This window comes from Alicycliphilus denitrificans K601, assembly GCF_000204645.1.
Taxonomy (GTDB): Bacteria; Pseudomonadota; Gammaproteobacteria; order Burkholderiales; family Burkholderiaceae_C; genus Alicycliphilus; species Alicycliphilus denitrificans.
The window spans coordinates 4325216-4351734 of sequence record NC_015422.1 but is presented as its reverse complement, the minus strand read 5'-3'; the positions used below and the strand labels follow the sequence as shown (position 1 = coordinate 4351734).

Genomic DNA, 26519 nt, shown 5'->3' with positions numbered 1-26519 from the left:
CATTGAACCTTGCTCAGTGAAGCCTTCCGCAACCTCTGCCGTGCAGCCCCACTGGCGCCGTTGGCATGGCGCGCTGGAGCACGCCCTGTCGGGTCTGCTGATCTTCGCGCTGCCCTGTGCCATGCTGGTGCTGTCGGTGCTGGCTCTGCAGACCTGGGCACCTCGGTACGCCCACGATGCCCCGCTGCGCCTGCCGATGCATGTGCTCGAGGACTCCGACGCGCAGCTGACCGCGGAAACCGCGCGGACGGCGCTGGAGCATCAGCCGCAGGTGCTGCTGCGCGACACCCATCTGGCAGAGGCGCCGTTCTGGTTCAGCTTCTCCGTGCCGCCGCCAGGGCTCGACAGCCCCTCCGTGGTCGAATTCCCTTCGCGCCATCTGGTGCGGCTCGCCTGCTGGGGTGGCCGCCAGCTCGATTCGCTCGGTGAAGCGGATCGCGTCCACCAGCAGGGACGCCTGTTCGACTCGCAAGCCGGCTTCGGCCTGCGCCTGCAGGACCTGGCGCCCGGCATGCAGGTGCTGTGCCAAGCGCAGCTCATCGGTCCGGGCCGCCTCACGGTGCAGCAGTGGGACGAGCGCGCGCTGCGGACCGCCACCCGCGCGTTCGAGCGCAATGCGGGTCTGCTCGAAGGCGGCATCGTGCTGCTGGCGCTGTTCGTCTTCATCACCGCCCTGATCAACCGCAACTCCACCTACGTGCTGTTCGCGGTATGGCTGCTGATCAACCTGCGCATGGGCGCGCTGTCGGCCGGCTGGGACGTGCAGTGGCTGGGGCACAACGTGCCCGTCGACTGGCTCATCCAGGGGCGCCCGATCACGCTGGCGCTGCTCTATGTCGTGACCTTCGTGCTGTTTCGCTCCCTGTTCCGGGAGGAACTGCCCAAGGTGGGCTTCCAGCCGCTGCTGAACCTGACGCAATGGTCCTGCGCGCTGATGCTGGTCCTTTCCGTCGCGCTGCCCTACGCCCAGTTCCTGCCCCTGATCTGGCTGTTCACTGCGGTCGGCAGCCTGGTGCTGGTGTTCTTCCTCGTGCGCATCGTCGTCATCACGCACTCGACGGTGGCGGCCTGGTACGGCGCGTCGATCGGCGTGACCCTGCTGGCCAGCGGCTATGAGGTCGTGGCGGCGGCCTTCGGCCTGCAGACCTGGATCGGCTCGGTCAACAGCGTGACGGCCGCGCTCTCGTCGAGCCTGCTGGCCACCATGGCCATCGCGGCCCAGATGCGCCAGGAACACCGCCAGCGCGTGCAGGCCCAGACCGAGCTGGAACACACCTACAACGTGATTCCGCTGGGCCTGTTCACGCTGGACCCGCAGGGCCACTTCATCGCCGCCAACCCGGCGCTGCAGGCCGCGCTGGGCCCGGCCGTGCTGGTGCCGGGCCGCGACCATTGGGACCATTACTTCGACGACACCCCCTGGCAGCGCCTGCTGCACAGCCTCAACGCCCAGCCGGTGGCCGAGTTCGAGGTCAGGGGCCGCACGGACGACCCGCAGCTGTCGCAAGGCCGCCGCTTCCTGGTGAAGGCCTCGCGGGCGGGCGGACGCATCGAGGGCTCGCTGCAGGACGTGACCGAGCGCGCGTTGGCCACCGAGCGCCTGCAGTTCCTGGCGAACCACGACCCGCTGACCCAGGTGCTCAACCGCAACGGTGTCCAGGCCGAGCTGGAACGGGCGCTGCAGCCTGCGGGCCCGGGCCAGGATCAGGCCCTGGCGCTGGCCTACCTGGACCTGGACCGCTTCAAGCTGATCAACGACATGTTCGGCCACAGCGCCGGCGACGAGGTGCTGCGGCAGGTCTGTTCGCGTGTCGACGAGGTGCTGCAGGGCGGCATGCACCTGGGCCGCGTGGGCGGCGACGAGTTCGTCATCCTCATGCCCAACACCCACCTGGCCAACGCCACCCTGATCTGTCAGGACATCGTGAACAGCCTGGGCAACCGGCCCTACCGCGTGGGCGACCTGTCCTTCCAGGTGCATGGCTCGGTGGGCCTGATCGAGGTGGTGCGGGGAAGCTCGGCCAAGGACGCCGTGTCCACGGCCGACCGGGCCTGCCGCGAAGCCAAGAAGAAGCGCGGCAGCCACCTCGTGGTGTTCGAGCGCGACTCGTGCGTGTTCCAGGAGCACGAGGCCGAGATCCGCCTCGCGGGCCTGCTCTCGGGCTCGGACGAGATCGAGGGCCTGTATCTGGAGATGCAGCCCATCATGTCGCTCAAGGAGCCGCACCATTCGCTCAACTTCGAGGTGCTGCTGCGCATGCGCGACCCCGATGGACAGGAGGTGCCCACGACGCGCCTGATCACCGCGGCCGAGAACAGCGGCCGCATGGGTGTGATCGACCGCTGGGTGCTGCGCCAGACACTGGCCTGGATGCGCGAGCAGCATGGCAAGCTCAAGCACACCCGCTTCATCTGCATGAACCTGAGCGGGGCCTCGCTCAACGACGAGCGCTTCGTGCAGGACGTGGTGCGGATGCTGGAGCAGTACGCCGACGTGGCGCCCCGCCTGTGCCTGGAAATCACCGAGAGCGTGGCCCTGCACGACCTGGAGAACACCCGGCGCTTCATCGCCCAGGTGCACGGCTTCGGTGCCAAGGTGGCGCTCGACGACTTCGGCGCCGGCTATACCTCGTTCTCCTACCTGAAGGAGCTCAGGGGCGACCTGCTCAAGATCGATGGCGGCTTCATCGTGAACATGAACGAACACCCCGCCAACGTGGCCATCGTGGAGGCCATCGTGGGCCTGGCGCGCAACCTGGGCATGAAGACCATTGCCGAATGGGCCGAGGACAGCGCCACGGTGCAAACGCTGGCCGAGATCGGGGTGGACTATGTGCAGGGCTTCGCGATCGCCCGTTCGCAGCCGCCGGAGCGCCTGCTGCGCATGCGCTCATCGGCTGACTTTGTGGCAGACGCCGACCTTCTGCACTACCTGTTGCTGCAGGCGTGGCCTGCGCCGTCGCTGTTCAGCGACCCGAAGCCGGGCCAGTCTACCCATTGAGGTTACATGGCCAGCGTGGGGGTGGGCGCGTGGAGCGGTGCCTCGGGCCATGCTGGCGCGCCAGAGGCCCCGGGCGCATCCAGCCGGATGTCGGGGTGGTAGGTGAGAACCATGAAGTTGAACAGCGGGTGGCGCGCTTCTGCCCAGCGCCGCTCGGCCGTGCCCACCTCGAACTTCATCACGCGGTGCGGCAGGCCGCCGACGTGGCGCATCGGGATGTAACCCATGTCGGGGTAGACATCCTCGAATAAAAGGCGCAGGTACTGGCGGTCGACGGGCGCGCGTCCCGTCACCACCATCCAGTCCACCCCGCTGTGCAGGCAGTACAGGTAGAAGGCCTTGAACAGCACGGTCTTGACCAGCGTTCCCACCCGGCCATCGGCCACGCCGAGCCTTGTGGCCTCGGCCAGCAGGCTGTTGCGCAGCGATGGCGGCAACGCCAGCGACTGCTCCAGCGCCAGTGGGGCGTAACGGTTGGTCTGGATGCGCATGGTGCCCAGGGGCGAGCCGTCGAGGTGGGATTCGGCCAGCAGGACGAGGGAGCCGTCCGCGAAGTCGGCCTGTTCGGGCTGCTGCAGGGTGTGGGCCAGGCCCGGTACGTGGCGCGCGTAGGCGGCGTGGCGGATGTGCACGGCCTTGTCGAGTGCCTCGGCGTCGCTCACCACCCGCACCGAAAACGGCAGCCGCTCCTCGATCAGTTCCCCGGTCGCGGGCGCGTGGGCAGCCTCGCGTGCCACGATGGGCGACAGGGGCATGCTGGACAGGGAGGAGGGTGTCAGGGCATGTGGATTCATGAGCGGATCTCCGGCCCGGCGGATATGCGGGCCCATGACGCCACTATGGGGATGGCCGCGCGGCGCTATCGTCCAAAAAACATGGGAAATTGCCGCTATTTCTGCCGAGTGGCCCATGCCGGGGGCCGCCCCACGGGCCAGATCGGGTCATGTCCCGCGCCCCGCGCCGCGCATCTCTTTCATGTGAAAAGTGATGCTGGCGCTTTTCCAGAGCGCGCCATGCGCTATCAAATGTGGAGTAAGCGCATCATTCCCACGACAGTGCGGCGATGTCGTGCGCGAAGATGGGGTAGTTCATCCACACGCCGCGCAGGCCCTTGCGCACCACGTTGCCGATCTGGGGCGCGAAGATCCAGGCGTTGACGGCGTCCTGCGCCAGATGGCGCTGCAGCTGCGCGAACAGCTGCTGGCGTTCGCGCGGATGGCTGGCGTTGGCATGGCGCTGCACCAGCGCGCGGAAGGCGGGGCTGTCGTAGCCGAAGTAGTAGTCGGGGTCGGTGTAGATCTGGTAGTCCAGCGGCTCGACGTGGTTGATCAGGGTCATGTCGAACCGCCCCTTGAAGGGGCCGTTCAGCCATTGCTGCCAGCTCAGGCGCTGTATGTCGGCCACGATGCCGACCCGGGCCAGGTCCTGGGCGATCACGGGGCCGCCTTCGTGGGCATAGGGGGCAGGTGGCAATGCCAGGGCCAGCCGCAGCGGCGTGCGCACGCCGGCGGATTCGAGAAGGGCGCGGGCGCGCTCGGGGTCGTAGGGGTAGAGGCTGGCCAGGTGCAGGTAGCCTGCGTCCGCCGGGCTGAAGTGGCTGCCTATGACTACGCCGCGGCCGCCGAGCACGGTGCGGATGAAGGCCTCACGGTTGATGGCATGCGTGATGGCGCGGCGCACGCGCACGTCGTTCAGGGGGGCGCGGCGCTGGTTCAGCGCCAGCATGCCCTTGCCCGTGGATGCGCCTGTCAACACCTGGTAGCGGTTGTGGGCCTGAAAGCGCCGCACGGTCTGCGTGGCAAAGTTGAACAGCAGGTCGATTTCGTCCGCGTGCATGGCGGCGTCCTGCTCCAGAGGGTCGTGGACGAAGCGGTAGGTGGCCTGCTCGATGCGCACCCGCGAGGCATGGCGGTAGCTGTCGGTCTTGGCCAGGGTGAGGCTGTGGCCGCGTTCCCAGTGCGTCACGCGGTACGGGCCCGTGCCCACGGGCCGGTCGACGGCCTGGGCCGCCGTGGCCGGGTGCAGGATCACGGCCGTGCCCTCGCCCAGGCGGAACAGCAGATGCGGGTCGGGGTGGCGCAGCGTGAGCGCCACGGTGTGCGCGTCCGGCGTGGTGACGGCGGCGATGTTGTCGAACAGCGCCTTGCGCGCCTTGTTGGTCGAGCCGGGCGCCACGGCGCGCTCGAAGCTGAAGCGCACCGCCGCCGAGTCCAGGGGCCTGCCGTCGTGAAAGCGCACGCCCTGGTGAAGCCGGAAGGTGTAGTGCAGCGCCGTCGCGTCCACGCTCCAGGACTTGGCCAGCATCGGCGCTACCGTGCCGTCTTCCTCGATGCGGGTCAGGCCCTCCAGCACGTTGTAGTGCACCACCTCGCCCACGGCGGCGGAGGGCGCCATCGTGGGGTCCAGGCTGTCGGGCTCCAGCGACAGGTTGATCACCACGGTGCGCCGGGCCGCCCTTTCCTGCGCCCGCGCCGCCCCGGCGATGGCGGGTGCGGCGCACAACGCGAGCGAGCGGGCCAGGCAGGCGCGGCGGGTCAGGACGAGGGGGAACATGGATGAAATTATCTGAAGTCCTGTATCGATACAAACTGTGACATAGTCTGCGGGAAATGGCTATCTATTGCCATCAGTATCGGCCTGTTTGCCCCTCTGCCTGCCATGAAGATGCTTTCCGCCGTGCTCCACCAGCGCATGCGCCCGCGCGCATGGTGGCTGCTGCCGGCAGTGGCCCTGCTGCTGGGCGGCATCGGCTGGGGCGTGTACGCCATCTACCAGAAGCGCGAGCAGCGCTACCGCCACCAGATCGAGAGCAGCCTGCAGGCCGTCAACCAGCTGCAGTTGCGCGCCGCCTCGGACTGGCGCGCGCGGCGCCAGTCCGAGGCGGTCGCACTGTCGCAGGACAGCCTTTTCGCGCAGGCCGTGGCGCGCTGGCGCGCCGCGGGCTCGCCCGACGGCGAGGTTTTGCTGCGCGAGCGCCTGCGCATCCTCGTCGAGCAGCAGCGCTACACGGCCGCATACCTGGTGGACGCGCAAGGGCGGCTGCTGCTCGATTCCGAGGGCGTGGCCACGGGGGGGCTGCCGGGGCCCGAGCAGGAGGCGCTGCAGCGCGCGCTGGCGCAGGCGCAGCCGGAAATCGTGGAGCTGCACCGCGACCCGTCCTTCGCCTTTCCCGTGCTGGGGCTGCTGGCGCCGCTGTTCGACGGCAGCACGCCGCTGGGTGCCGTGTGGCTGGTGATCGATGCACGCACCGCCCTGTTCCCGCTGCTGGAGACCTGGCCGGACCACAGCAGCACGACCGAGTCGGTGCTGGTGCAGCGCGAGGGCGATGCCGTCGTAACCCTGAGCCCGCTGCGCCTGCGCAGCGAGGAGCGGGAGCCGCTGCGCCTGCCGCTGGCCGAGGGCGGCCGCGACCCCATGGCGCTGGCCGCCGAGGGCGTGCGCGGCGCCTTCTACGCCAGCGACTACCGGGGGCAGGACGTCCTGGCCGTGGCCAGCGCCGCGCCCGACGCGCCGTGGCTGCTGGTCTCCAAGATCGATGTGGCCGAGGCCTTCACCGATGCCCAGCGCCGCGAATGGTTGATGCTCAGCCTGTTCGTCAGCCTGGGGCTGCTGTCTCTGGGCAGCGCCGTCGTGTTCTGGCAATGGCGCGCCTGGCGGCGCGAGCGCGCGCTCAAGGGGGAACTGGAGCGCAACCTGCGCTGGCTGGAGAACGCCCAGAAGGCGGCCTCGGTGGGCTACTTCCTCTACGACGCGGGGGACGAGGCCTTCATCATGTCGCGCATGGCCAGCACCATCTTCGGCCTGCCGGCCGATGGGCGCATGACGCTGCGCCAGTGGGTCTCCATGCTGCACCCCGATGAGCGCGCCCAGACCCTGCAGATCCATGGCCGGGCGATGGCCCAGCGCACGCTGCTGCGCACCCAGTACCGCATCCGCCGCGCAGGCGACGCGCAGGAGCGCTGGATCGAGGTGTGGGGGGAGTACAGCCAGGCATCGGATGCCGAGCCGCTGCTCATGACGGGCACGGTGCAGGACATCACCGAGCGCAAGCAGACCGAGGAGCAGCTCACGCGCTACCGCACGGCGCTCGAAGCCCAGGTGCGGCTGGACCCGCTGACCCAGGTGGCCAACCGCCTGGCCCTGGACGAGGCCGTGACGCACGAATGGAGCCGCGCGCTGCGCGAGGGCGCGGCGCTGGCGCTGCTGATGATCGACGTGGACCACTTCAAGGCCTACAACGACTACTATGGCCACGTGGCCGGCGACCAGTGCCTGCAGCGCGTGACGGTGGCGCTGTCGTCCGTGCTGGGGCGCGCGGGCGACCTGCTGGCGCGCTACGGGGGCGAGGAATTCGCCGTGCTGCTGCCGGGCGCCGATGCACCCTCGGCCCTGTCGGTGGCCCTGCGGCTCGAAGAGGCGGTGCGCGCGCTGGCCCTGGAGCACCGGGGCAGCGAGTGCTGCGGCAACGTCACCGTCAGCATGGGCGTGGCCAGCCTGCAGCCCGCGCAGTACGCCGGCGGCGACGGGCAGGCGCGCGCGGGCGTGGATGCCGCCCAGGCCTTGTTCCAGCAGGCGGACGCCGCCCTCTACACGGCCAAGCAGACGGGGCGCAACCGCGTGGTGCTGTATGGTGCGGACTGCATGGCGGCGCTGCACCCATCGGAGTGGGCGCCGCTCACTCCTGCCCGATTCCAATGACATACGAAGCCATTCTGTTCGACTGCGACGGCGTGCTGGTGGACAGCGAGCCCATCACCAACGGCGTGCTCTGCGAGATGCTCAACGAGGCCGGCTGGCTGCTGGCCCCCGAGGAATGCATGCGCCTGTTCATCGGCAAGACCGTGCGCAGCGAAACCGCGCGCATCGAGGCCCGGACCGGCCGCCCGCTCACCGATGCCTGGATGGCCGAGTTCTACGCGCGCCGCAACGCGCGCCTGCAGGCCGAGCTGGTGGCGATCGCGAACGCGCCCGAGGCCGTGCGCGCCGTGCATGCGCGGCTTGGCGGGCGCATCGCCTGCGCTTCCGGGGCAGACCGGCAGAAGGTGGAGATGCAGCTCGCACAGGTGGGGCTGGCTCCGCTGTTCGCGGGCCGCGTCTTCAGCGGCCACGAGATGCCGGCGACCAAGCCCGCGCCCGACGTGTACCTGGCCGCCGCGGCCGCCGTGGGCGTGCCGCCCGCGCGCTGCCTGGTGGTGGAGGACACGGTCACCGGCGTCATGGCCGGCGTGGCCGCCGGCGCCACCGTGGTGGGCTACAGCACCGGCGACGCGGGCCACGGCTCGCCCGGGGCGCTGCGCGCGGCGGGGGCCGCGCGGATCATCGCGGACATGGCGGAACTGCCCGCGCTGCTGGGCTGATTGCTATATTTTTGATGGCTGCCAGCGCTTGATGGACGGGCGCTGGAGGCCGATTTTGCTTAATTTTTGGCGCGCAGGGCGGCCAGCAGCGCCTGGGCCCGGTCGGTGCGCACGTCCTTCTCCTGGGCCATCTGGCGGGCGACGCGGTCTATCTCTTCGCTCGTCGCGCCGGCCACGATCGCGATGTTGCGCGCATGCAGCGCCATGTGGCCGCGCTGTATGCCCTCGGTGGCCAGCGCGCGCAGGGCGGCCAGGTTCTGCGCCAGCCCCACGGCGACGGCGGTCTCGCCGAGCTCCTGCGCCGTCGCCACGCCCATGATCTTGAGAGCGAGCCGCGCCAGCGGGTGGGTCTTGGTCGCGCCGCCCACCAGGCCCACGGGCATGGGCATCTCCAGGCTGCCGACGAGCCAGCCGCGCGCGTCCTTCTCCCAGCGCGTGAGCGAGCCGTAGTGCCCCTGGCGGGCGGCCCAGGCGTGGGCGCCGGCCTCCACCGCGCGCCAGTCGTTGCCGGTGGCGACGATCACCGGGTCGATGCCGTTCATGATGCCCTTGTTGTGCGTGGCGGCGCGATAGGGGTCGACGGCGGCGAACTCGTAGGCGTCCAGGATGCGCTCGATCACGTCGCGGCCGTCGTATTCCGCCGTGGTAAGCACCTCGGGCGACAGCGCCACGCGCGCGCGCGACAGGCGCAGGTCGGCCAGGTTGGAGAGGATGCGCAGGCGCACCTGGCCGCCCGTGATCTCCTCGACCAGCGGTGACACGGATTCGGCCATGGTGTTGACGGTGTTGGCGCCCATGGCGTCGCGCACGTCCACGATCAGGTGCATCACCAGCATGGGGCCGCGCCGTGTTTGCTCCAGCACATGCACCTCGATGTCGCGGCAGCCGCCGCCCAGGCCGGTGAGCACCTTGTCGCGCTGGTTCGCCAGGTCGATGATCTCCTGCCTGCGGCGCAGCAGCGACTGGCGCGCGCCGTGCGGGTCGGTGAGGCCCAGCACCTGCACCTGGGCGCGCATCAGCGGGGCGGTGCTCGACGTCTCGAAGCCGCCGCACTCGCGCGCGAGCTTGGCCATGAACGAGGCGGCCGCCACGACGGAGGGCTCCTCCACCGCCATGGGCACGAGCACGTCCTTGCCGTTGATCTGGAAATAGCCGGCCACGCCCAGCGGCAGTTCGAAGGTGCCGACGACGTTCTCGATCATGCCGTCGGCAAGCGAAGGGTCCAGAGCGCCGCTGTCGGAGAGCAGCCGGGCTTCCCCGTCGCTCAGGCGCGCGGCGGCCGCGAGGTGCTGCAGGCGCTGCGGCACGGTCATGGAGCGAAAGCGTGGCAGGCGGGAGTCAATGGTGGTCATGATGGATGGGGCTGGGTGAGGGAATGGGAAAGAGCGGGGGCCTGCGCGGGTACAGTGCGGGCGCATGAGCGCCACACCTGCCCCCTTGTTCATCGCGCTGGCGGATTCGCTGGAGCGGCAGATCCGCGACGGCGTGTACCGCGGCGGCGACAAGCTGCCGTCGCTGCGCGAGATCGCGGCGTCGCGCGGCTATGGCAAGAACACGGTGGTTTCCGCCTTCGAGCTGCTGGTGGCCCGGGGGCTGGTGGAGCCGCGGCGCGGCTCGGGCTTCTTCGTCAAGGAGGCCGTGCCCGAGGCTGACGGCGAGGCCATCGAGGGCCATACGCTGCGCCGGACCATGGACATCGTCTGGCTCCTGCGAACGCAGCTGCGCAACGAGCCGGGGCAACTGGCCGTGGGGGATGCGTTCCCCCCGTCGGAATGGCTCGCGGGCGCGCGGCTGGACCGAACGCACCACAAGGTGGCGCGCGGCGGCCTGGGCACGCTGTTCCGCTATGGCGACCGGCTGGGCTATGCGCCGCTGCGCCACCGCCTCGTGCGGCGCCTGGCCGATGTAGGCATCGACGCCCATCCCCAGCAGATCGTGCCCACGCATGGCGCCAACGAAGCCATGGACCTGATCGTGCGCTACTTCGTGCCGCCCGGCGGCACGGTGCTGATCGACGATCCCGGCTACTACCCCTTGCGGGGCAAGTTGCACCTGGCGGGCGCGCGGGTCGTGGGCGTGCCCCGCCTGGCGGACGGCCCGGACCTGCAGGCGCTGGAGCGCCTGCTCAAGACCCTGCGCCCGCGCCTGTTCTTCACGCAGTCGCTGGCCCACAACCCCACGGGCTCGGACCTCTCGCTGCCGAAGGCGCGCGCGGTGCTGCGCCTGGCCGAGCAGCACAACCTGCTGCTCGTCGAGAACGACGTGCTGAGCGACTTCCGCCCCGCCACGGCGCCGCGGCTGTCGGCGCTGGATGGGCTGGAGCGCACGCTTTACCTCGGCAGCTTCTCCAAGTCGCTGTCGGCCGCGCTGCGCGTGGGCTTCGTCGCCTGCAGCGCGGACCTGGCGCAGGAACTGGCCGACCTCAAGGTGCTGACCAGCATTAGCAGCTCGGAATACGCCGAGCGCGCCGTCGAGACCCTGCTGGCGGAGCGGCGTTACGCCAAGCACCTGGAGCAGTTGCGGGGCAGGCTGGCCGAGGCGACGCACAACGCCTATGCGCTGCTCGACCGCATGGGGGCCGAGGTGTTCGTGCGCCCCGTGCATTCGCTGTTCATCTGGGCGCGCTGGCCCGGCTTCCCGGACGCCCAGGCGCTGGCCCAGGCCATGCTGGGCCACGGCATCGTGATGGCGCCCGGCAACATCTTCTGCGTGAACAGCGAGCAGGCATGCCCCTGGTCGCGCTGCAACCCGCATGCGGTGCAGGACCCGCGGTTCGCGCGCGCGCTGGAGCGGCTTCGCGGCTGAAGGCTGCGCGGACATGGGCGCTCCCCGGTTCAGCCCTGCGCCTGCCGGCGCTTTTTCCATGCGCGCAGGTCGTGCATGCCCGCCACGGTGCGCGGGTCCACGCCGGCGCCGAAGATGCCGTGCTTCTGGATCTTCTGCGTGCCCGTGGTCGGGATCTGGCCGGTGAACCAGATCCAGCCGGGCGCCTTGAAGTAGGCCAGCCCCTGGCTGCAGTGGTCGAAGAGCGAGCGCAGCAGCGCCGCCTCGGCACCCGGCTTTTGCAGCGTCTGCGCCGCGTGCGGCTTGAGCACGATGCAGGCCAGCACCTCCTCTTCGCGCACCTCGTCGGGCACGGCCATGACGGCGGCCATGTCCACGTCGGGATGGGTGACGAGCCATGCCTCCACATCGGCCGCCGCGATGTTCTCGCCCGAGCGGCGGATGATGTTCTTGCGCCGCTCCACGAAGTGCAGCATGCCCGTGGCGTCGCGCACCACCACGTCGCCGGTGTGGAACCAGCCGCCGCGCCACGCGGCCTCGGTGGCGGCCTCGTCGTCGAGATAGCCCGAGAAGAAGTCCTTGCGCGGTGCCTCGGCCGAATGGCGGATCAGCATCTCCCCCGGCGTGCCGTCGGGCACGTCGGCGCCCGCGTCGTCCGCCACGCGCACCTCGATACCCGGCGTGGACCGCCCGAAGGCGCGCGTGCCCACCTGGCGCGGCGGGTGGCAATCGACCAGGATGCGCACGTTCTCCGTCATGCCCCAGAGCTCCAGCAGCGGGAAGCCGAAGCGTTCCTCGAACGCCGCGTGCAACTGCGGCTCCACGCCCGCGCCCATGCCGAAGCGCACGCAATGCCGCGTGTCGCCGGGGGAGGGCGGCTGCGCGCAGAGCATCTGCACGATCACGCCCAGGTAGTGGACGATGGTGGCCCGCGTGTCGCGCACTTCCTGCCACCAGCGCGTGGGCTGGAAGCGGTCGGTCTGGATCTGGCAGCTGCCGGTGAGCAGCGCAGCGTAGAACGAGAGGATGGACGCGTTCACGTGGAACAGCGGCAGCGGGTTGTAGATGCGCTCGCCCTCGGGCCGGAAGTCCACGAGGCCGCCGCGCGTGGCGTAGTAGGCGCCGGCCGCCAGCTCGTAGCGGTGCGAGAGCACGCAGCCCTTGGGCCGGCCCGTGGTGCCCGAGGTGTAGAGGATGCTCGCGGGCGTGCCGGCCCCGGGCGTCCAGTGCGTCGCCGGGGCGGGCGCCGGGGGCAGGGCGGCGTCGAACTGCTCGAAGACGACGGCGGGCGGCTGCCACGCGGCCTCGCGTGCGCCGGCCTGCCAGTCGGCCTGGCGCGACTGCAGCACCACGGCAAGATCGACGTGCGCGTGGTCGATCAGGTAGGCCAGCTCGCGCGGGCGGTAGTCGGGGTTGACGGGCACGCAGCAGATGCCCAGCGCGTTCATGGCCAGCTTGTGCAGCATGTGCTCCAGGCGGTTCTCCAGCAGCAGCGCCACGCGGTGGCCCGCGCCATAGCCGGCCTCGCGGTAGCGATCCATGAGCCCTTGCACCGCCTGCGCCGCCTGGGCATAGGTGATGGTGCGGCCCTCGGGGTCGTAGCCGCGCGCGGCATTGGGCGGCGCCACGAGCAGGGGGCGGGCGCCGAACGCGGCGGCGGCCTCCAGCAGCACGCCGCCGATCGTGGCGCTCTCGTGCGGAACCAGCATGTGTGTCTCCTCAGCTGCGGATCAGGTCGGCCGCCTTCTCGCCGATCATCATCGTGGCGGCGCAGATGTTGGCCGAGGGAATGGCGGGAATGACCGATGAGTCGGCCACGCGCAGGCCCTGCAGGCCGTGCACGCGCAGCTGCGCATCGACCACGGCGCCCTCTTCGGGCGAAGGCCCCATGCGGGCCGTGCCGCACAGGTGGTAGGACGAGACGCCGTAGCGGCGTATGTAGGCGAGGATGTCCTCGTCGCTCTGCGCATCGGCGCCCGGCATGGCCTCGTCCTCGAAGAAGGGCGCGAGTGCCTGGGTGCGCAGCAGGCCGCGCGCCAGGCGCACGCCGGCGGTGAGCACGCGCACGTCTTCCTCGTGCGACAGGTAGTTGGGGCGGATCAGCGGCTCGGCCCAGGGATCGGCCGAGCGCAGCCGCACCTCGCCCTCGCTGCGCGGGCGGTGGGCCCAGACGCCGCAGGTCATGCCGGGGTAGGTGTCGAGCTGGCCGACGTAGCCCTCGCGGTAGCTGGCCGGGGTGAACACGCCCTGCAGGTCGGGCCGCAGGCCGTCGCCCAGTCCCGAATGCCAGAAGAAGTGCACGAGCGACGGGCTCAGCGCGAGGATGCTCGGCCGCCCCGCGAGCCAGCGCGCGGCCTGGCCCCACAGGCGCGGCGCGCGCGCCAGTTCGTTGATGGTGACCGCGCTGCCGCGCCGCACGCGCCCCACCACGCGCACCGAGAAGTGGTCCTTCAGGTGCGTGCCCACGCCCGCGAGGTGGTGCGCCACGGGCAGGCCCAGCGCCTGCAGCTGGTCGGCCGGGCCTATGCCCGAGAGCTGCAGCAGCCGCGGCGTGTTGACCGCGCCCGCGCAGACCACCACCTCGCGCCGCGCGCCGACCGCCTTGGCGCTGCCCTGCGGGCCGCCGTGCGCGTATTCCACGCCCGCGGCGCGCGTGCCGTCGAGCACGATGCGCGTGGCCTGGGCATGGGTGCGCACGGCCAGGTTGCTGCCGGGCGAGCGCAGATAGGCGCGCGCCGTGCTCTGGCGCCAGCCGCGGTGGATGGTGCGCTGGAAGTAGCCCACGCCGGCCTGGGTGTCGCCGTTGTAGTCGGGGTTGCGTGGCAGGCCCAGTTCCCCGGCGCCCGCGATGAAGGCCTCGCAGACCGGGTGCGTCCAGTCGATGGGTGTGACGGGCACCCTGCCCGAGGTGCCGCGCCGCGCACTGCCGGCGGGGCCCAGCCAGCGCTCGTTGCGCTGGAAGTAGGGCAGCACCTCGGCGAACGACCAGCCGGGGTTGCCCAAAGCGGCCCAGCCATCGTAGTCCTCGGCCTGGCCGCGGTTGTAGATCAGGCCGTTGATCGCGCTCGACCCGCCCAGGGTCTTGCCCTGCGGCAACGGCACGCGCCGCTCCAGCGTGCGCGCGTCGGGTTCGGAGCCGTAGGTCCACGTGTAGGCCGGGTCGAACAGCATCTTGATGAAGCCGGCCGGCAGGTGCAGGTAGGGGTGGCGGTCGGGCGGGCCGGCTTCAAGCAGGCAGACGGTGACGGCCGGGTCCTCGGCCAGCCGCCGCGCCACGATGGCGCCGGCCGCGCCCGCGCCCACCACCACGTAGTCGAAGGTTTCCTGCACGTCAGTTCTCCCTGATGCTGCGCATCACCCGCAGCCCATGAATCTGGCGCGCCCCAGGCCGCCGCGCAAGGGTTGCCCCGCCGCGCTGGCGGCGTCCCCCCTCCCGCAGCGCGCAGCGATGCGAGAGAGGGGGGAAGGCGCGAAGCGGCTCAGGGGGGTGTTCCATTTCAATGTCCTCCGAGGTAGGCGGCGCGCACCTTGGGGTCGCGCCGCAGCTCGCGGCCGGGGCCCTGCAGCGTGATGCGCCCGGTCTCCAGCACGTAGCCGCGGTCGGCCACGGCCAGGGCCTGGTTGGCCATCTGCTCGACGAGCAGGATGGTCACGCCCTGCGTGCGCAGGCCGCGGATGGTGTCGAAGATCTCCTTGACGATCAGCGGGGCCAGGCCCAGCGAGGGCTCGTCGAGCAGCAGCAGCTTGGGGCGCGCCATGAGGGCGCGGGCGATGGCCAGCATCTGCTGCTCGCCGCCGGACATGGTGCCCGCCATCTGCTGCTGGCGCTCGCCCAGGCGCGGAAAGCGCTCGAACTGTGCCTGTATGTCGGCCTCGATCTCCGCCGCGCTGGCGCGCCGGTGGTAGGCGCCCAGCAGCAGGTTGTCGCGCACGCTCTGGTCGGCGAACACCTGCCGGCCCTCGGGCGACTGTGCGATGCCCAGCGCCACGCGCCTGTGCCCGGGGATGGCGGCGAGGTCCTGCCCCTCGAAGACCACGCGCCCGCCTGCCGCGGGTTCCAGGCCCGAGATGCAGCGCATGAGCGTGCTCTTGCCCGCGCCGTTGCCGCCGATGATGGTGACCACCTCGCCCGCCTGCACGTGCAGCGAGACGCCTTTCAGTGCCTGCACGGCGCCGTAGTGCACGTGCAGGCCGTCGATGCGTAGCAGCTCATTGGACATGGGCACCGCCTTCCTCGTCCTCTTCTTCCTCTTCCTGCGTGCCGTCGTCCGCGCCCAGGTAGGCCGCGATCACGCGCGGGTCGTTCTGTACCTGCGCCGGCGCGCCCTCGGCGATCTTCTGGCCGTAGTCGAGCACGATCACGTGGTCGGAAACGGCCATCACCAGGTCCATGTGGTGCTCGATGAGCAGCACGGTGATCCCCAGGTCGCGGATGCGCAGGATCACCTGCGCCAGCTCCTGCGTCTCCTGCGGGTTCAGGCCGGCGGCGGGCTCGTCGAGCAGCAGCAGGCGCGGGTGCGTGGCCAGCGCGCGCGCCAGCTCCAGGCGGCGCTGCACGCCGTAGGGCAGGCTGCCGGCGATCTCCTGCGCCTTGTCCTTGAGGCCCAGCCAGTCCAGGATCTGCAGCGCCTCGTCGCGCGCGGCGCGCTCGGCATGGCCGCCGCGGCCCAGCAGGCTGCCGAGGAAGCCCGTGGGGATGTGCGCGTGCAGGCCGAGCTTGACGTTGTCCAGCACCGACATGCCCGCGAACAGCTTGAGGTTCTGGAAGGTGCGCCCCAGGCCCGCGCGCGCGATGCGGTGGGGCGCAAGGCCCGTCACGTCGCGCCCCTCGAAGCGGATGCTTCCGCGGTCCGGCGGCACGATGCCCGAGAGGATGTTGAGCAGCGTGGTCTTGCCCGCGCCGTTGGGCCCGATCAGCGAGTGCACGTGGCCGGCGCGGATGCTGAGGTCCACCTCGTTCGTGGGCACCACGCCGCCGTAGGCCTTGTACAGGCCCTGGGCTTCGAGCAGCATCGTCTCGGCGCCGGTCCCGCTGCGCAGGCGCCAGGGCGCGAGCTGCGCGGGCAGCGCCTCGGCCGGCAGCAGGCCAGGCGCCCACTTGCGCGCCATCTGGCGCACGAAGCCGGCCAACCCGTCGGGCATGGCGTAGAGCGCGAACAGCAGCAGCGCGCCGTAGGTGAAGTGCTGCACGCCCGGCCAGCGCGAGAGGAAGGAGTCGAGCAGCGTCAGCACCACCGCGCCCAGCAGCGGCCCGTAGACCGAATGCCCGCCGAACAGCACCATGAGCAGGATGAAGATCGACAGGTTGAAGGTGATGAAGTCGGAGTTGATGTACTGGTTCTGCTGCGCGATCAGCGCGCCGGCCAGCCCGCAGGTGACGGCACTGATCACGAAGGCCAGCACCTTGAAGCGGTAGACGCTGATGCCCACGCTCTCGGCTGCCACCTCGGCGGTGTTCACTGCCATGAACGCGCGCCCGAAGCGCCCGCGCAGCAGCAGGCGCAGCATCACGTGCAGGGCCACGCCCAGCAGCAGCACGAACCAGACCCACTGCTTGGAGCTGAACATGGTGCCGCCCAGCGACAGCGGCAGCACGCCGTAGATGCCCTGCTGGCCGGCGAACACGTCCTGCCATTCGGAGACGATCTTCTCCACCACGATGCCGAAGCCTATGGTCACCATGGCCAGCGCCGGGCCCTTCACCCGCAGCGCGGGCAGCGCGATGACGACGCCGAAGATGCCCGCCATCACACCCGCGGCGACGAAGGCCGGCCACGGGTTCCAGCCCCAGCGCGCGGTGAGCAGCGCCACCGTGTACGCGCCCACGGCGAAGAGGCCCGCATGGCCCAGCGACTTCTGCCCGGTGTAGCCCACGAGCACGTTCATGCCGGCGGCGGCGATGTAGTTGACGCCGATGAGGAACAGCACGCGCAGGTGGAAATCGTTGTCGGTGGCGAGCGGCACGGCCGCCGCCAGCGCGGCGACCACGGCGAGCCACAGGGTATGTTTGCGCTCGGCCGTCATACCTTCTCCACGATGCGCTGGCCCAGCAGGCCCTGCGGGCGCACCACGAGCACGACGATGATGAGGATGAAGATGCTGATCTCGCGCAGCTCCGCGTGCCACAGGCCCACCAGCGCCTCGATCACGCCGAGCAGGAAGCCGCCCAGCATGCAGCCGCGCGGGCTGGTGAGCCCGCCCACGATGGCCGACGAGAAGGCCTTGAGCGCGAGCGTCAGCCCCATGAAGACGGACGCGGTGGTGATCGGCGCGATCAAGAGCCCGGCCAGCCCGGCAAGGCTGGAGCTGATGACGAAGGCCAGCACCACGATGGCGCCCACGTTGATGCCCATCAGCGTGGCGGTGCTGCCGTTCTGCGCCACGGCGCGAACGGCCTTGCCGATCCTGGTGGCGCGCATCACCCAGTCCAGCGTGAGCAGCACGGCCACGCTGGCCACGAGCACCAGCACCTCCTGCGGCAGCACGCCCGCGCCGCCGATGCGGATCACGTCGTTGCCCAGCGGCGAGGGCATGACCAGCGGCGACGGCCCCCAGATCGCCAGCGCCGTGTTCTGGATGATGATGCCGAAGCCGATGGTGCTCATCACCCAGGCCATGCCGCCCTGGCCCACGAAGGGCTGCACCGCCGTGTAGTACAGCAGCACGCCCAGCAGCGCCAGCACCGCCATCGAACCGGCCAGGCTCAGCAGGTAGCGCGTCAGCGTCACCTCGGAGGGCAGCAGCGCGTCGGTCATCTGCTTGCCCGCGAGCAGCAGCAGCACCGAGACCGCGACGAAGGCCCCGGCCACCAGGAACTCGCCCTGGCCGAAGTTCAGCGTCTTGGTGGTGTTGAACGTGATGTTGAAGCCCACGGCCACGAGCGCGTAGATGCTGCCCAGGGCCAGGCCGCTGAAGATCGCCTGGAGTATCGATTCGGCCATGCGCTGCCTTCCCACTAACGCGGAGCTGTCAAAAAAAGTGAGCTGCCTGCGCTTGGCTGGCAAGTGTTTCAGATGTCTTTCATGCTGAAACTCTTGTTGGACAAGCGCGAGCAGCTCCTGTTTTCAGATCACTGCTTGAGATCGGCGGGTGTGATGGACTTGTAGACGTCGTCCTGGAAGCGTTGCACCTCGGTGCCGTTCTTCCAGCGCGCGAGGTAGAAGTCGCCCACGTGCAGGCCCTCGTGCATGGTCTTGCTGAAGGGCTTGTCGTAGGTCTTGATGACGCCCTTCACGCCGCTCAGGTTCTCCAGCGCGGCGGCCACCTTCTCGCCGTCGGTGGTGTTGGCCTGCTTCATCGCTGCCGACAGCAGCATCACCGAGTCGTAGGCCTGCGCGGCGCAGGGGAAGCACGTCAGCGCCGCGAAGTTCTTGCGCACGCGCTCGCCCAGGGACTTGGTCTTGTCGGACGTGTCCTCGGTGGTGGACGCGGCCATGATCAGGTGCTCGGACAGCTTGGGGCCGGTCATCTTCGGGAACAGCGAGCTCAGGTTGCCCCAGGTGCCCAGCGTGATGGGCATGTAGTTGATCTTCTCCATGCTGCGCACCACCTGCGCGGCGCCGTCGGCGATGCCGTAGATGATCACGGTGTCGGCCCCCGCGGCCTTGATCTTGTTGAGCTGAGAGGTCATGTCCGTGTCCTTGGGGCCGTACTTCTCGACGGCCACGGGCTTGACGCCGTGCAGCGCCAGCACCTCGGTCGCGTCCTTGATGCCGCCCTGGCCGTAGCCCGTGGAGTCGGCCAGCACGGCGATCTTCTTGCCCTTGGACGCCTTGACCGCATAGGCAGCCAGCAGCGACACCTGCTCGCGGTCCACCATCGAGATGCGGAACAGGTAGTTCTGCGGCTCCTTGGCGTAGCGCGTGGTGATCTCGGTGGCCGTGCCGATGGGCACCACCACGGGGATCTTCTTCTGCTGCGGAATGTGCAGCCACGCCAGCGCGTTGCCCGAGTTGGCGGGGCCGACCAGGGCCTGCACCTTCTCGCTGTCGAGCAGGTCCTGCACCGTCTGGATGGCCTTCGGCGGCGTGCCCTGGTCGTCGCGGATCACGCCGACCACCTTCTTGCCCAGGATGCCGCCGGCCTTGTTGACGTCCTCGATGGCGGCCTCGAACCCCCAGCGCCCGGCGATGCCCAGCTCGGCCACGCCGCTGCCGGACTGGTCGGCCGTGTAGCCGATCTTGATGACGTCCTGCGCTTGGGCCGTGAAGGCGCATGCCAGTGAAAGTGCCGCGGTCGCGGCCTGGGCTATCCGACGAATGCCTGTCATTGCGTGTCTCCTGTTGTCGCCATTGCTGCGGATCTGGTGATCCATCTGTGCCCGCCGCCGGCTCCGTCCGTGGAGCGGAGCAGCATGCGAGCGCCTACTGTAAGCCTGCTGTACCCATTGGGACAGGTACAGTTGGTGCTGACAGCTACGCCCGCAGCAGCATGTCCGCCGCCTTCTCCGCGATCATCATGGTGGGGGCGCCGGTGTTGCCCGAGGGCATGGCCGGCATCACCGAGGCATCGGCCACGCGCAGGCCTTCGAGGCCGTGTACGCGCAGCTGCGCATCGACCACGGCCGACGCGTCCTGCGCCGGCCCCATGCGGCAGGTGCCCATGAAGTGCCAGGCCGTTCCGCCGCGCTGGCGCGCGTATTCCAGCAGATCCTCGTCGCTCACTGCCTCGGCGGGCGGTGCCTCGTCGCGCAGCACGTAGGGCAGCAGCGGGGGCGCGTGCAGGATGCGGCGCGTGAGCCGCAGGCCGTCGGTCACCACGCGCCGGTCTTCCTCGCGCGCCATGTAGGCGGGCTGGATCTCCGGCGATTCGAGCGGGTCGGGCGAGAGCGCCCGCACGTGGCCGTGGCTCGCGGGCCGCATCTGGTAGAAGCCCAGCGTCATGCCCGCAAAGCCGTCGAGCCGGCCCGCGATGCCCGAGGCGTAGCTGCCCGGCGAGAAGTGGAACTGCAGGTCCGCCGCGTCCAGCCCGGGCCGCGAGGCCGCGAACGCATAGGCCACCGACGGGCTGATGGCCAGCACGCTGGGCCGGCCCATGGCCCACTTGGCGATCTCCAGCCCCAGGCGCCAGCCGCGCGCCGTGCTGTTGATAGTGGTGGCGCCCTGCACGCGCACCACCGAGCGCACCATGAAGTGGTCCTGCAGCCGCCGGCCCACGCCGGGCAGCACGTGCACCGGCGCCACGCCCAGGCCGTGCAGCCAGTCGGCCGGCCCCACGCCCGAGAGCTGCAGCAGCTTGGGGCTGTTGATGGCGCCCGCGCACAGGATCACCTCGCGCCGCGCACGCACCGTATGCCGCGCGTTGCCCGGCTGCATGAGCACCTGCACGCCCACGGCGCGGCGGCCTTCGAACAGGACCGAGGTGGCGTGCGCGCCCGTGCGCACCTGCAGGTTGGCGCGCGCCCGCACGGGCTTGAGGAAGGCCGTCGCCGCGCTCACGCGGCGGCCCTTGTGGATCCAGCGCTGGTAGTACCCCGCGCCCTCCTGCACGCCCAGGTTGTAGTCGCCCGCCGGGCCTATGCCCAGCGCGTGGGCGCTGGCGATGAAGCCATCGCACAGCGGGTGGCGCCAGTCGCAGTCGGTGATGGGCAGCAGGCCGTCATGCCCGCGGTGCGGCTCGTCGCCGCCGCCGATGCGCCGCTCGGTGCGCCGGAAGTGGGGCAGCACCTCGTCGTAGCTCCAGCCCGGGTTGCCCTGGGCCGCCCAGCCGTCGTAGTCGCGGGCCGTGCCGCGCGTGTAGTTGAAGCCGTTGATCGCGCTCGACCCGCCCAGCGTGCGCCCCAGCCGCGTGGTCACGCGCCGGCCCGCCGTGCCCTCGCCGGGCGCGGTCTCGAAGTCCCAGGTGTAGCGCGGGTCGTAGCCCACTTTGATGAAGCCGGCCGGGATGTGGATGAAGGGGCTGCGGTCCGGCGGCCCCGATTCCAGCAGGCACACGCTGTGGCGCCCGTCCTCGCTCAGGCGGTGGGCCAGCAGGCAGCCGGCCATGCCGGCGCCCACGATGACGTAGTCGAAGGTATCGGGAGTGCTCATGTCGGTCCTGTACCAAACCGGGCGCGGGCGCGCCGCACGGCGCCGCGCAGCTTACCCCGGCGGGGCGATTCGTGCAGAAGAGCGTGCTTAGCGCAGATCGGGTGACGGCGTGGGGTCCACGCCCTGCTCCAGCGCGGCCCGGTGCTGCGCCTGCAGCGCGCGCTCGAAGGCCGGGCGCTCCTGCAGCCGCTGCCAGTAGCCGGCGACCGCGTGCGGGAACTCTCTGGCCAGGCCCAGGTGCTGCGCGAGCTGCAGCGCATAGCCCACGGCCACGTCGGCGGCGGTGAAGCGGCCGGCGCACAGGAACCCGCCCTGCTGCACGGCCGCGTCCACGGCGCGCAGCCGCGCGAGGAACCAGCGCGCGTAGTCCTGCGCCACCTGGGGCTGGCGGCGCTCGGCGGGCTCGAAGTGCGTGTAGCGCAACACCAGCGTCTGCGGGAAGGTGAGCGTCGCATCGCTCATGTGCAGCCAGTTGAGGTAGCTGCCGTGGGCCGGGTCGCCCGCGGCGACGTCCAGGCGCCCGTCGCCATGGCGCGCCGCGAGGTACTGGCACATGGCGGCCGACTCGGTCATGCGCGTGGCCCCATCCTTCATGAGCGGCACGGTGCCCAGCGGGTTGTCCTCGAGGTACTGCCGCGCATGCACGCGCGGCGGGAAGGGCAGCATGCGCAGGCGGTAGGGGACGCACAGTTCCTCCAGCATCCACAGGGGGCGGAAGGAGCGGGCGCTGACGCAGTGGTATAGCTCGATCATGGGTGATGGGAGGAAGTGTCGCTGCGGGCATTGTCGGCGCAGGGGCCGCGCAATCCGCGTCATGCAGGTGACCGATCGGGCCATGCGCCATGGCGCCGGAAGTCCGCGGGCGACTGTCCCGTCCAGCCGCGGAAGGCCCGTATGAAGCTCTTCTCGCTCGCGAAGCCCGAGGCCTCGGCCACCTGCTTGACGGGGCGGCGGGTACGCCGCAGCAGCTCTATGGCGCGGCTCTTGCGCACCTCGTCCTTGAGCGCCTGCAGCGACGCGCCTTCCTCCTTGAGCTGGCGGTGCAGCGTGCGCGTGGAGACGTGCAGCCGGTCGGCCAGCGCGTGGGCGTTGTGCGCGGCGTCGGGCGCGCCGGCCAGCAGCTGGCGCACGCGCTGCACTAGCAGGCGGTCGCGCCGGTACTGGCGCACCATGAGCGGCAGTGCGTGCTGCAGCATCTGGCGCATGGCGGCCTCGTCGCGCGTGAGCGGCAGCGCCAGGTAGCGGGCGTCGAAGTACACGGCCGCCTGGGCGGCCCCGAAGCGCGTGGGGCCGTCGAACAGCACGGCGTAGGCCGGCGCATGCGGCGGCGGGGCGAAGGGGAACTCGGCCGCCGCCATGGGCAAGCGCGAGTCGATGAACCAGCTGGACAGGCCCAGCGCGTTGCGCAGCATGGACACTAGGCAGAACTCGCGCAGGCCGCCCAGGTCGCGCTGCTCGGAGATGGCGAGCCGGGCGCGCCCGCCCTCGCTCGTCAGGTGCAGCAGGACGTCGTCCGTCAGCAGCGCGTGGTGGCGGCACCAGCGCGCCAGCGCCAGCCCCAGCGTGGGCGCGCTCAGCGAGGCGCGCGCCAGCATCCCGTAGCTGCCCCAGGGCAGGCGGCGCGAGAACCAGCCCAGGGCCTCGTCGTCGAGCTCGCGCATGGCGCCGGCGGAGAGCTGCTCCATCTGCTGGCTCGTGATGCGGGCCGCGGCGTCCAGTGCATCGGCTGGCGTGATTTGTGCCTGCTCCAGGACCCGCGACGCATCCATGCCGCGCGCCGCGTAGGCGCGCACGATGGCCTGCACGAAGGCCATGGGCGTGGCGGCCGTGGGCGCGCGTGCGCGGGATGCGGTGCGGTGGGTTTCGGTCATGGCCCGGAGTCTGCATTTACGTGGCGCGATTTGCAACCTTTCTGACCCATGCGGACCATCCCCCGGCCAAGCCTGCGGCGTATGCTGTCGGGCTGATTCTCAACGGACCGCGCCCGCGGTCCACGCCGACCAGGAGACAAGCCCCATGGAGTCCGTCCACCCCTCATCGGCTGCGCCGAGCCATGCGCGTGGCGCCACCGGCACCCCGCTGATCGAGCAGACGCTGGGTGATTTCTTCGCCGGCATGGCGCGCCGCCAGCCCGACCACGAGGCACTGGTCAGCCGCCACCAGGGCTTGCGCTACACCTATGCCGAGCTGCACCGGGAGTCCCTGCGCCTGGCCAGCGCGCTGCTGGGCCTGGGCCTCGCGCCGGGCGACCGCATCGGCATCTGGTCGCACAACAACGCCGAATGGGTGCTGATGCAGCTGGCCACGGCGCAGGTTGGCCTGATCCTGGTGAACATCAACCCGGCCTACCGCACGGCCGAGGTGGAGTACGCGCTCAACAAGGTGGGCTGCAAGGCGCTGGTCACCATGCCCAGTTTCAAGACCAGCGACTACCTCGGAATGCTGCGCGAGCTGGCGCCCGAGATGGCGCTGTGCGCGCCTGCTCTGCTGGCGGCCAGGCGCCTGCCCACGCTGCGCAGCGTGGTGTGGATAGACGTGGCTGGCGAGGGCGGGGAGCAGCCCGGCGCGCTGCGCTTTTCCGAGCTGATGGCGCGCGGCGACGCGCAGGACGCGCGCGTCGCGGCCATCGGCGCCACGCTGAAGCACACCGACCCGATCAACATCCAGTTCACCAGCGGCACCACGGGCTTCCCGAAGGGCGCCACGCTCACGCACCGCAACATCCTGAACAACGGCTTCTTCATCGGCGAGTGCATGCGGCTCACGCCCGCCGACCGGCTGTGCATACCCGTGCCGCTGTACCACTGCTTCGGCATGGTGCTGGGCAACCTGGCCTGCATCACGCATGGCGCCACCATCGTCTACCCCAGCGACGGCTTCGACCCCTTGCGCGTGCTGGAGACGGTGCAGGCCGAGCGCTGCACGGGCCTGCACGGCGTGCCCACCATGTTCATCGCCGAGCTGGACCATCCGCGCTTCGCCGAGTTCGACCTCTCCACGCTGCGTACCGGCATCATGGCCGGCTCGCCTTGCCCGATCGAGGTCATGAAGCGCGTGCAGGCGGACATGCACATGGCCGAGGTGACCATCGCCTACGGCATGACCGAGACCAGCCCCGTGAGCTGCCAGAGCGACACCGACACCCCCCTGGAAAAGCGCGTGTCCACCGTGGGCCGGGTGCAGCCGCACCTGGAGGTGAAGATCGTCGATCCCGAAACCGGCGCCGTCGTGCCGCGCGGCGGGCGCGGCGAGCTGTGCACGCGCGGCTACTCGGTCATGCACGGCTACTGGGGCGACCCCGAGAAGACGCGCGAGGCCATCGACGCCGATGGCTGGATGCACACGGGCGACCTGGCCACCATGGACGGGGAGGGCTACGTGAACATCGTCGGCCGCATCAAGGACATGGTGATACGCGGCGGCGAGAACCTGTACCCGCGCGAGATCGAGGAATTCCTCTACCGCCACCCGCAGGTGCAGGACGTGCAGGTGGTGGGCGTGCCCGACGAGAAGTACGGCGAGGAGCTGTGCGCCTGGATCATCGCCAAGCCCGGCACCAACCCCACCGAGGACGACATACGCGCCTTCTGCAAAGGCCAGATCGCACACTACAAGGTGCCGCGCTACATCCGCTTCGTCACGGGCTTCCCGATGACGGTGACCGGCAAGATCCAGAAGTTCAAGATCCGAGACGCCATGAAGGACGAACTCGGCCTACAGGAAGGCAAGACAGCATGATCCTCGAATCCCAACTCAACCCGCGTTCGGCCGACTTCCAGGCCAACGCCGCCGCCATGCGCGCCGTGGTGGAAGATCTGCGCCAGCATGTCGAGCGCGTGGCCCAGGGCGGCGGCGAGGCCGCGCGCGCCAAGCACGTGGCGCGCGGCAAGCTGCTGCCGCGCGAGCGCGTGGAGATGCTGCTGGACCCCGGCACGCCGTTCCTGGAGATCGCGCCGCTGGCCGCGCTCAACATGTACGGCAACGACGCGCCCGGCGCCGGCCTGATCGCGGGCATAGGGCGCGTCAGCGGCATCGACTGCATGGTCGTGTGCAACGACGCCACGGTGAAGGGCGGCACCTACTACCCCGTCACCGTCAAGAAGCACCTGCGTGCGCAGGAGATCGCCGAGCAGAACCACCTGCCCTGCATCTACCTGGTCGATTCGGGCGGCGCCAACCTGCCCAACCAGGACGAGGTTTTCCCCGACCGCGACCACTTCGGCCGCATCTTCTACAACCAGGCCAACATGAGCGCGCAGGGCATCGCCCAGATCGCCGTGGTCATGGGCTCCTGCACGGCCGGCGGCGCCTACGTGCCCGCGATGAGCGACGAGACCATCATCGTCAAGAACCAGGGCACCATCTTCCTGGGCGGCCCGCCGCTCGTGAAGGCCGCCACGGGCGAGGTCGTCACGGCCGAGGACCTGGGTGGCGGCGATGTGCACACGCGCCTGTCCGGCGTGGCCGACCACCTGGCGCAAAGCGACCTGCACGCGCTGGCGCTGGCGCGCGCCGCCGTGGCCAATTTGAATAGAAACCGGCCTGCGGCGCCCGCGGATACTGCCCCGGAAGCTCCCAAATATGCAGCGGAGGAGCTCTACGGCGTGATCCCCGCCGACACGCGCAAGCCCTTCGACGTGCGCGAGATCATCGCCCGCATCGTGGACGCCAGCGCGTTCGACGAGTTCAAGGCGCGCTACGGCACTACGCTGGTCTGCGGCTTCGCGCGCATCGAGGGCATGGCCGTGGGCATCGTGGCCAACAACGGCATTCTGTTCAGCGAGAGCGCGCAGAAGGGCGCGCACTTCATCGAGCTGTGCTGCCAGCGCAAGATCCCGCTGGTGTTCCTGCAGAACATCACCGGCTTCATGGTGGGCCGCAAGTACGAGAACGAGGGCATCGCGCGCCACGGCGCCAAGATGGTCACGGCCGTGGCCACGGCCAACGTGCCCAAGTTCACCGTCATCATCGGCGGCAGCTTCGGCGCCGGCAACTATGGCATGTGCGGCCGCGCGTACAGCCCGCGCTTCCTCTGGATGTGGCCCAACGCGCGCATCAGCGTGATGGGCGGCGAGCAGGCGGCCAGCGTGCTGGCCACCGTCAAGCGCGACGGCATCGAGCTCAAGGGCGGCAGCTGGTCCGCCGAGGAGGAGGAAGCCTTCAAGGCCCCCATCCGCCAGCAGTACGAGAAGCAGGGCCACCCCTACTACGCCACGGCCCGCCTGTGGGACGACGGCATCATCGACCCCGCCGACACGCGCCGCGTGCTGGCGCTGGCGCTGGCCGCATCGCGCCACGCGCCCATCCCGGACATGAAGTTCGGCGTGTTCCGCATGTAAGGAGGAATCC

At 70.3% G+C, this 26519-nt stretch carries 18 protein-coding genes; 6 read left to right on the top strand and 12 right to left on the bottom strand.

Translation table 11 applies throughout. From position 1 onward, the window contains the following. Positions 1–16: 16 nt before the first annotated feature. The gene (locus ALIDE2_RS20630; RefSeq protein WP_238530061.1) at positions 17–3001 is read left to right on the top strand and encodes an EAL domain-containing protein; all 2985 of its coding nucleotides are present in this window, start codon (positions 17–19) and stop codon (positions 2999–3001) included. Between the two features lie 2 nt (positions 3002–3003). Here the strand turns inward: ALIDE2_RS20630 and ALIDE2_RS20625 are convergent, their stop codons facing one another. Both ALIDE2_RS20625 and ALIDE2_RS20620 read right to left on the bottom strand, forming a co-directional pair. Beyond that, positions 3004–3795 carry a hypothetical protein gene (locus ALIDE2_RS20625; protein ID WP_013723045.1) on the bottom strand — a complete coding sequence of 264 codons (792 nt, stop codon included), beginning with the start codon at positions 3793–3795 and terminating at the stop codon, positions 3004–3006. Between the two features lie 247 nt (positions 3796–4042). Beyond that, a complete protein-coding gene (locus tag ALIDE2_RS20620) occupies positions 4043–5554 on the bottom strand; it encodes an ABC transporter substrate-binding protein (protein ID WP_013520595.1) in 1512 nt (503 codons plus the stop codon). A gap of 105 nt (positions 5555–5659) precedes the next feature. On the opposite strand from ALIDE2_RS20620, the gene ALIDE2_RS20615 reads away from it, so the two are divergent. Continuing rightward, on the top strand, positions 5660–7699 hold the full coding sequence (locus ALIDE2_RS20615; RefSeq protein ID WP_013723044.1) for a sensor domain-containing diguanylate cyclase: 2040 nt from the start codon (positions 5660–5662) through the stop codon (positions 7697–7699). Then, entirely contained in the window at positions 7696–8358 is a 663-nt protein-coding gene (locus ALIDE2_RS20610; protein WP_013520593.1) for an HAD family hydrolase, read from the top strand. Before ALIDE2_RS20615 ends, ALIDE2_RS20610 begins: the two co-directional genes overlap by 4 nt. A gap of 59 nt (positions 8359–8417) precedes the next feature. Here ALIDE2_RS20610 and ALIDE2_RS20605 read toward each other — a convergent pair whose 3' ends face one another. Further along, positions 8418–9710 (bottom strand): hydroxymethylglutaryl-CoA reductase, degradative, encoded by a 1293-nt coding sequence (locus tag ALIDE2_RS20605; protein ID WP_013520592.1) that lies wholly within the window; start codon positions 9708–9710, stop codon positions 8418–8420. Between the two features lie 64 nt (positions 9711–9774). Between ALIDE2_RS20605 and ALIDE2_RS20600 the strand changes: the two genes are divergently transcribed. Continuing rightward, positions 9775–11163 carry an aminotransferase-like domain-containing protein gene (locus tag ALIDE2_RS20600; protein ID WP_013520591.1) on the top strand — a complete coding sequence of 463 codons (1389 nt, stop codon included), beginning with the start codon at positions 9775–9777 and terminating at the stop codon, positions 11161–11163. A 29-nt stretch (positions 11164–11192) separates the two neighbouring features. Here the strand turns inward: ALIDE2_RS20600 and ALIDE2_RS20595 are convergent, their stop codons facing one another. The 9 genes from ALIDE2_RS20595 to ALIDE2_RS20555 form a co-directional block, all read right to left on the bottom strand. Then, complete coding sequence (locus ALIDE2_RS20595; RefSeq protein WP_013520590.1) at positions 11193–12851, bottom strand: AMP-binding protein; 1659 nt, start codon at positions 12849–12851, stop codon at positions 11193–11195. Positions 12852–12861: 10 nt separating this feature from the next. Next, positions 12862–14472 (bottom strand): GMC family oxidoreductase, encoded by a 1611-nt coding sequence (locus tag ALIDE2_RS20590; RefSeq protein ID WP_013723043.1) that lies wholly within the window; start codon positions 14470–14472, stop codon positions 12862–12864. Positions 14473–14639: 167 nt separating this feature from the next. Beyond that, a complete protein-coding gene (locus ALIDE2_RS20585) occupies positions 14640–15362 on the bottom strand; it encodes an ABC transporter ATP-binding protein (protein ID WP_013520588.1) in 723 nt (240 codons plus the stop codon). After that, entirely contained in the window at positions 15352–17166 is a 1815-nt protein-coding gene (locus ALIDE2_RS20580; RefSeq protein ID WP_013723042.1) for a branched-chain amino acid ABC transporter ATP-binding protein/permease, read from the bottom strand. Before ALIDE2_RS20580 ends, ALIDE2_RS20585 begins: the two co-directional genes overlap by 11 nt. Continuing rightward, positions 17163–18083 (bottom strand): branched-chain amino acid ABC transporter permease, encoded by a 921-nt coding sequence (locus ALIDE2_RS20575; RefSeq protein ID WP_013723041.1) that lies wholly within the window; start codon positions 18081–18083, stop codon positions 17163–17165. Before ALIDE2_RS20575 ends, ALIDE2_RS20580 begins: the two co-directional genes overlap by 4 nt. 128 nt (positions 18084–18211) lie before the next feature. Beyond that, positions 18212–19411, bottom strand: a complete 1200-nt coding sequence (locus ALIDE2_RS20570) for an ABC transporter substrate-binding protein (protein WP_013520585.1) — start codon at positions 19409–19411, stop codon at positions 18212–18214. Positions 19412–19556: 145 nt separating this feature from the next. Then, positions 19557–21170 carry a GMC family oxidoreductase gene (locus ALIDE2_RS20565; RefSeq protein ID WP_013723040.1) on the bottom strand — a complete coding sequence of 538 codons (1614 nt, stop codon included), beginning with the start codon at positions 21168–21170 and terminating at the stop codon, positions 19557–19559. A gap of 87 nt (positions 21171–21257) precedes the next feature. Beyond that, positions 21258–21923, bottom strand: a complete 666-nt coding sequence (locus ALIDE2_RS20560; RefSeq protein ID WP_013520583.1) for a glutathione S-transferase family protein — start codon at positions 21921–21923, stop codon at positions 21258–21260. Between the two features lie 59 nt (positions 21924–21982). Beyond that, positions 21983–23041, bottom strand: coding sequence for an AraC family transcriptional regulator ligand-binding domain-containing protein (locus tag ALIDE2_RS20555; RefSeq protein WP_013723039.1), 1059 nt, complete (start codon positions 23039–23041; stop codon positions 21983–21985). Between the two features lie 145 nt (positions 23042–23186). Here ALIDE2_RS20555 and ALIDE2_RS20550 point away from each other — a divergent pair, with 145 nt between their 5' ends. Both ALIDE2_RS20550 and ALIDE2_RS20545 read left to right on the top strand, forming a co-directional pair. Further along, a complete protein-coding gene (locus tag ALIDE2_RS20550; protein ID WP_013723038.1) occupies positions 23187–24908 on the top strand; it encodes an AMP-binding protein in 1722 nt (573 codons plus the stop codon). Continuing rightward, positions 24905–26509 (top strand): carboxyl transferase domain-containing protein, encoded by a 1605-nt coding sequence (locus ALIDE2_RS20545; protein WP_013723037.1) that lies wholly within the window; start codon positions 24905–24907, stop codon positions 26507–26509. The genes ALIDE2_RS20550 and ALIDE2_RS20545 overlap by 4 nt, the downstream gene beginning before the upstream one ends. Positions 26510–26519: the final 10 nt, after the last annotated feature.

Excerpts from the sequence above, each read along its gene's own strand:
- ALIDE2_RS20600 (WP_013520591.1), top strand. The coding sequence starts at position 9,775 with ATGAGCGCCACACCTGCCCCCTTGTTCATCGCGCTGGCGGATTCGCTG.
- ALIDE2_RS20555 (WP_013723039.1), bottom strand. The coding sequence starts at position 23,041 with ATGACCGAAACCCACCGCACCGCATCCCGCGCACGCGCGCCCACGGCC.
- ALIDE2_RS20545 (WP_013723037.1), top strand. The coding sequence starts at position 24,905 with ATGATCCTCGAATCCCAACTCAACCCGCGTTCGGCCGACTTCCAGGCC.
- ALIDE2_RS20610 (WP_013520593.1), top strand. The coding sequence starts at position 7,696 with ATGACATACGAAGCCATTCTGTTCGACTGCGACGGCGTGCTGGTGGAC.
- ALIDE2_RS20625 (WP_013723045.1), bottom strand. The coding sequence starts at position 3,795 with ATGAATCCACATGCCCTGACACCCTCCTCCCTGTCCAGCATGCCCCTG.
- ALIDE2_RS20580 (WP_013723042.1), bottom strand. The coding sequence starts at position 17,166 with ATGACGGCCGAGCGCAAACATACCCTGTGGCTCGCCGTGGTCGCCGCG.
- ALIDE2_RS20605 (WP_013520592.1), bottom strand. The coding sequence starts at position 9,710 with ATGACCACCATTGACTCCCGCCTGCCACGCTTTCGCTCCATGACCGTG.
- ALIDE2_RS20575 (WP_013723041.1), bottom strand. The coding sequence starts at position 18,083 with ATGGCCGAATCGATACTCCAGGCGATCTTCAGCGGCCTGGCCCTGGGC.
- ALIDE2_RS20560 (WP_013520583.1), bottom strand. The coding sequence starts at position 21,923 with ATGATCGAGCTATACCACTGCGTCAGCGCCCGCTCCTTCCGCCCCCTG.
- ALIDE2_RS20615 (WP_013723044.1), top strand. The coding sequence starts at position 5,660 with ATGAAGATGCTTTCCGCCGTGCTCCACCAGCGCATGCGCCCGCGCGCA.
- ALIDE2_RS20550 (WP_013723038.1), top strand. The coding sequence starts at position 23,187 with ATGGAGTCCGTCCACCCCTCATCGGCTGCGCCGAGCCATGCGCGTGGC.
- ALIDE2_RS20565 (WP_013723040.1), bottom strand. The coding sequence starts at position 21,170 with ATGAGCACTCCCGATACCTTCGACTACGTCATCGTGGGCGCCGGCATG.
- ALIDE2_RS20595 (WP_013520590.1), bottom strand. The coding sequence starts at position 12,851 with ATGCTGGTTCCGCACGAGAGCGCCACGATCGGCGGCGTGCTGCTGGAG.
- ALIDE2_RS20570 (WP_013520585.1), bottom strand. The coding sequence starts at position 19,411 with ATGACAGGCATTCGTCGGATAGCCCAGGCCGCGACCGCGGCACTTTCA.
- ALIDE2_RS20585 (WP_013520588.1), bottom strand. The coding sequence starts at position 15,362 with ATGTCCAATGAGCTGCTACGCATCGACGGCCTGCACGTGCACTACGGC.
- ALIDE2_RS20620 (WP_013520595.1), bottom strand. The coding sequence starts at position 5,554 with ATGTTCCCCCTCGTCCTGACCCGCCGCGCCTGCCTGGCCCGCTCGCTC.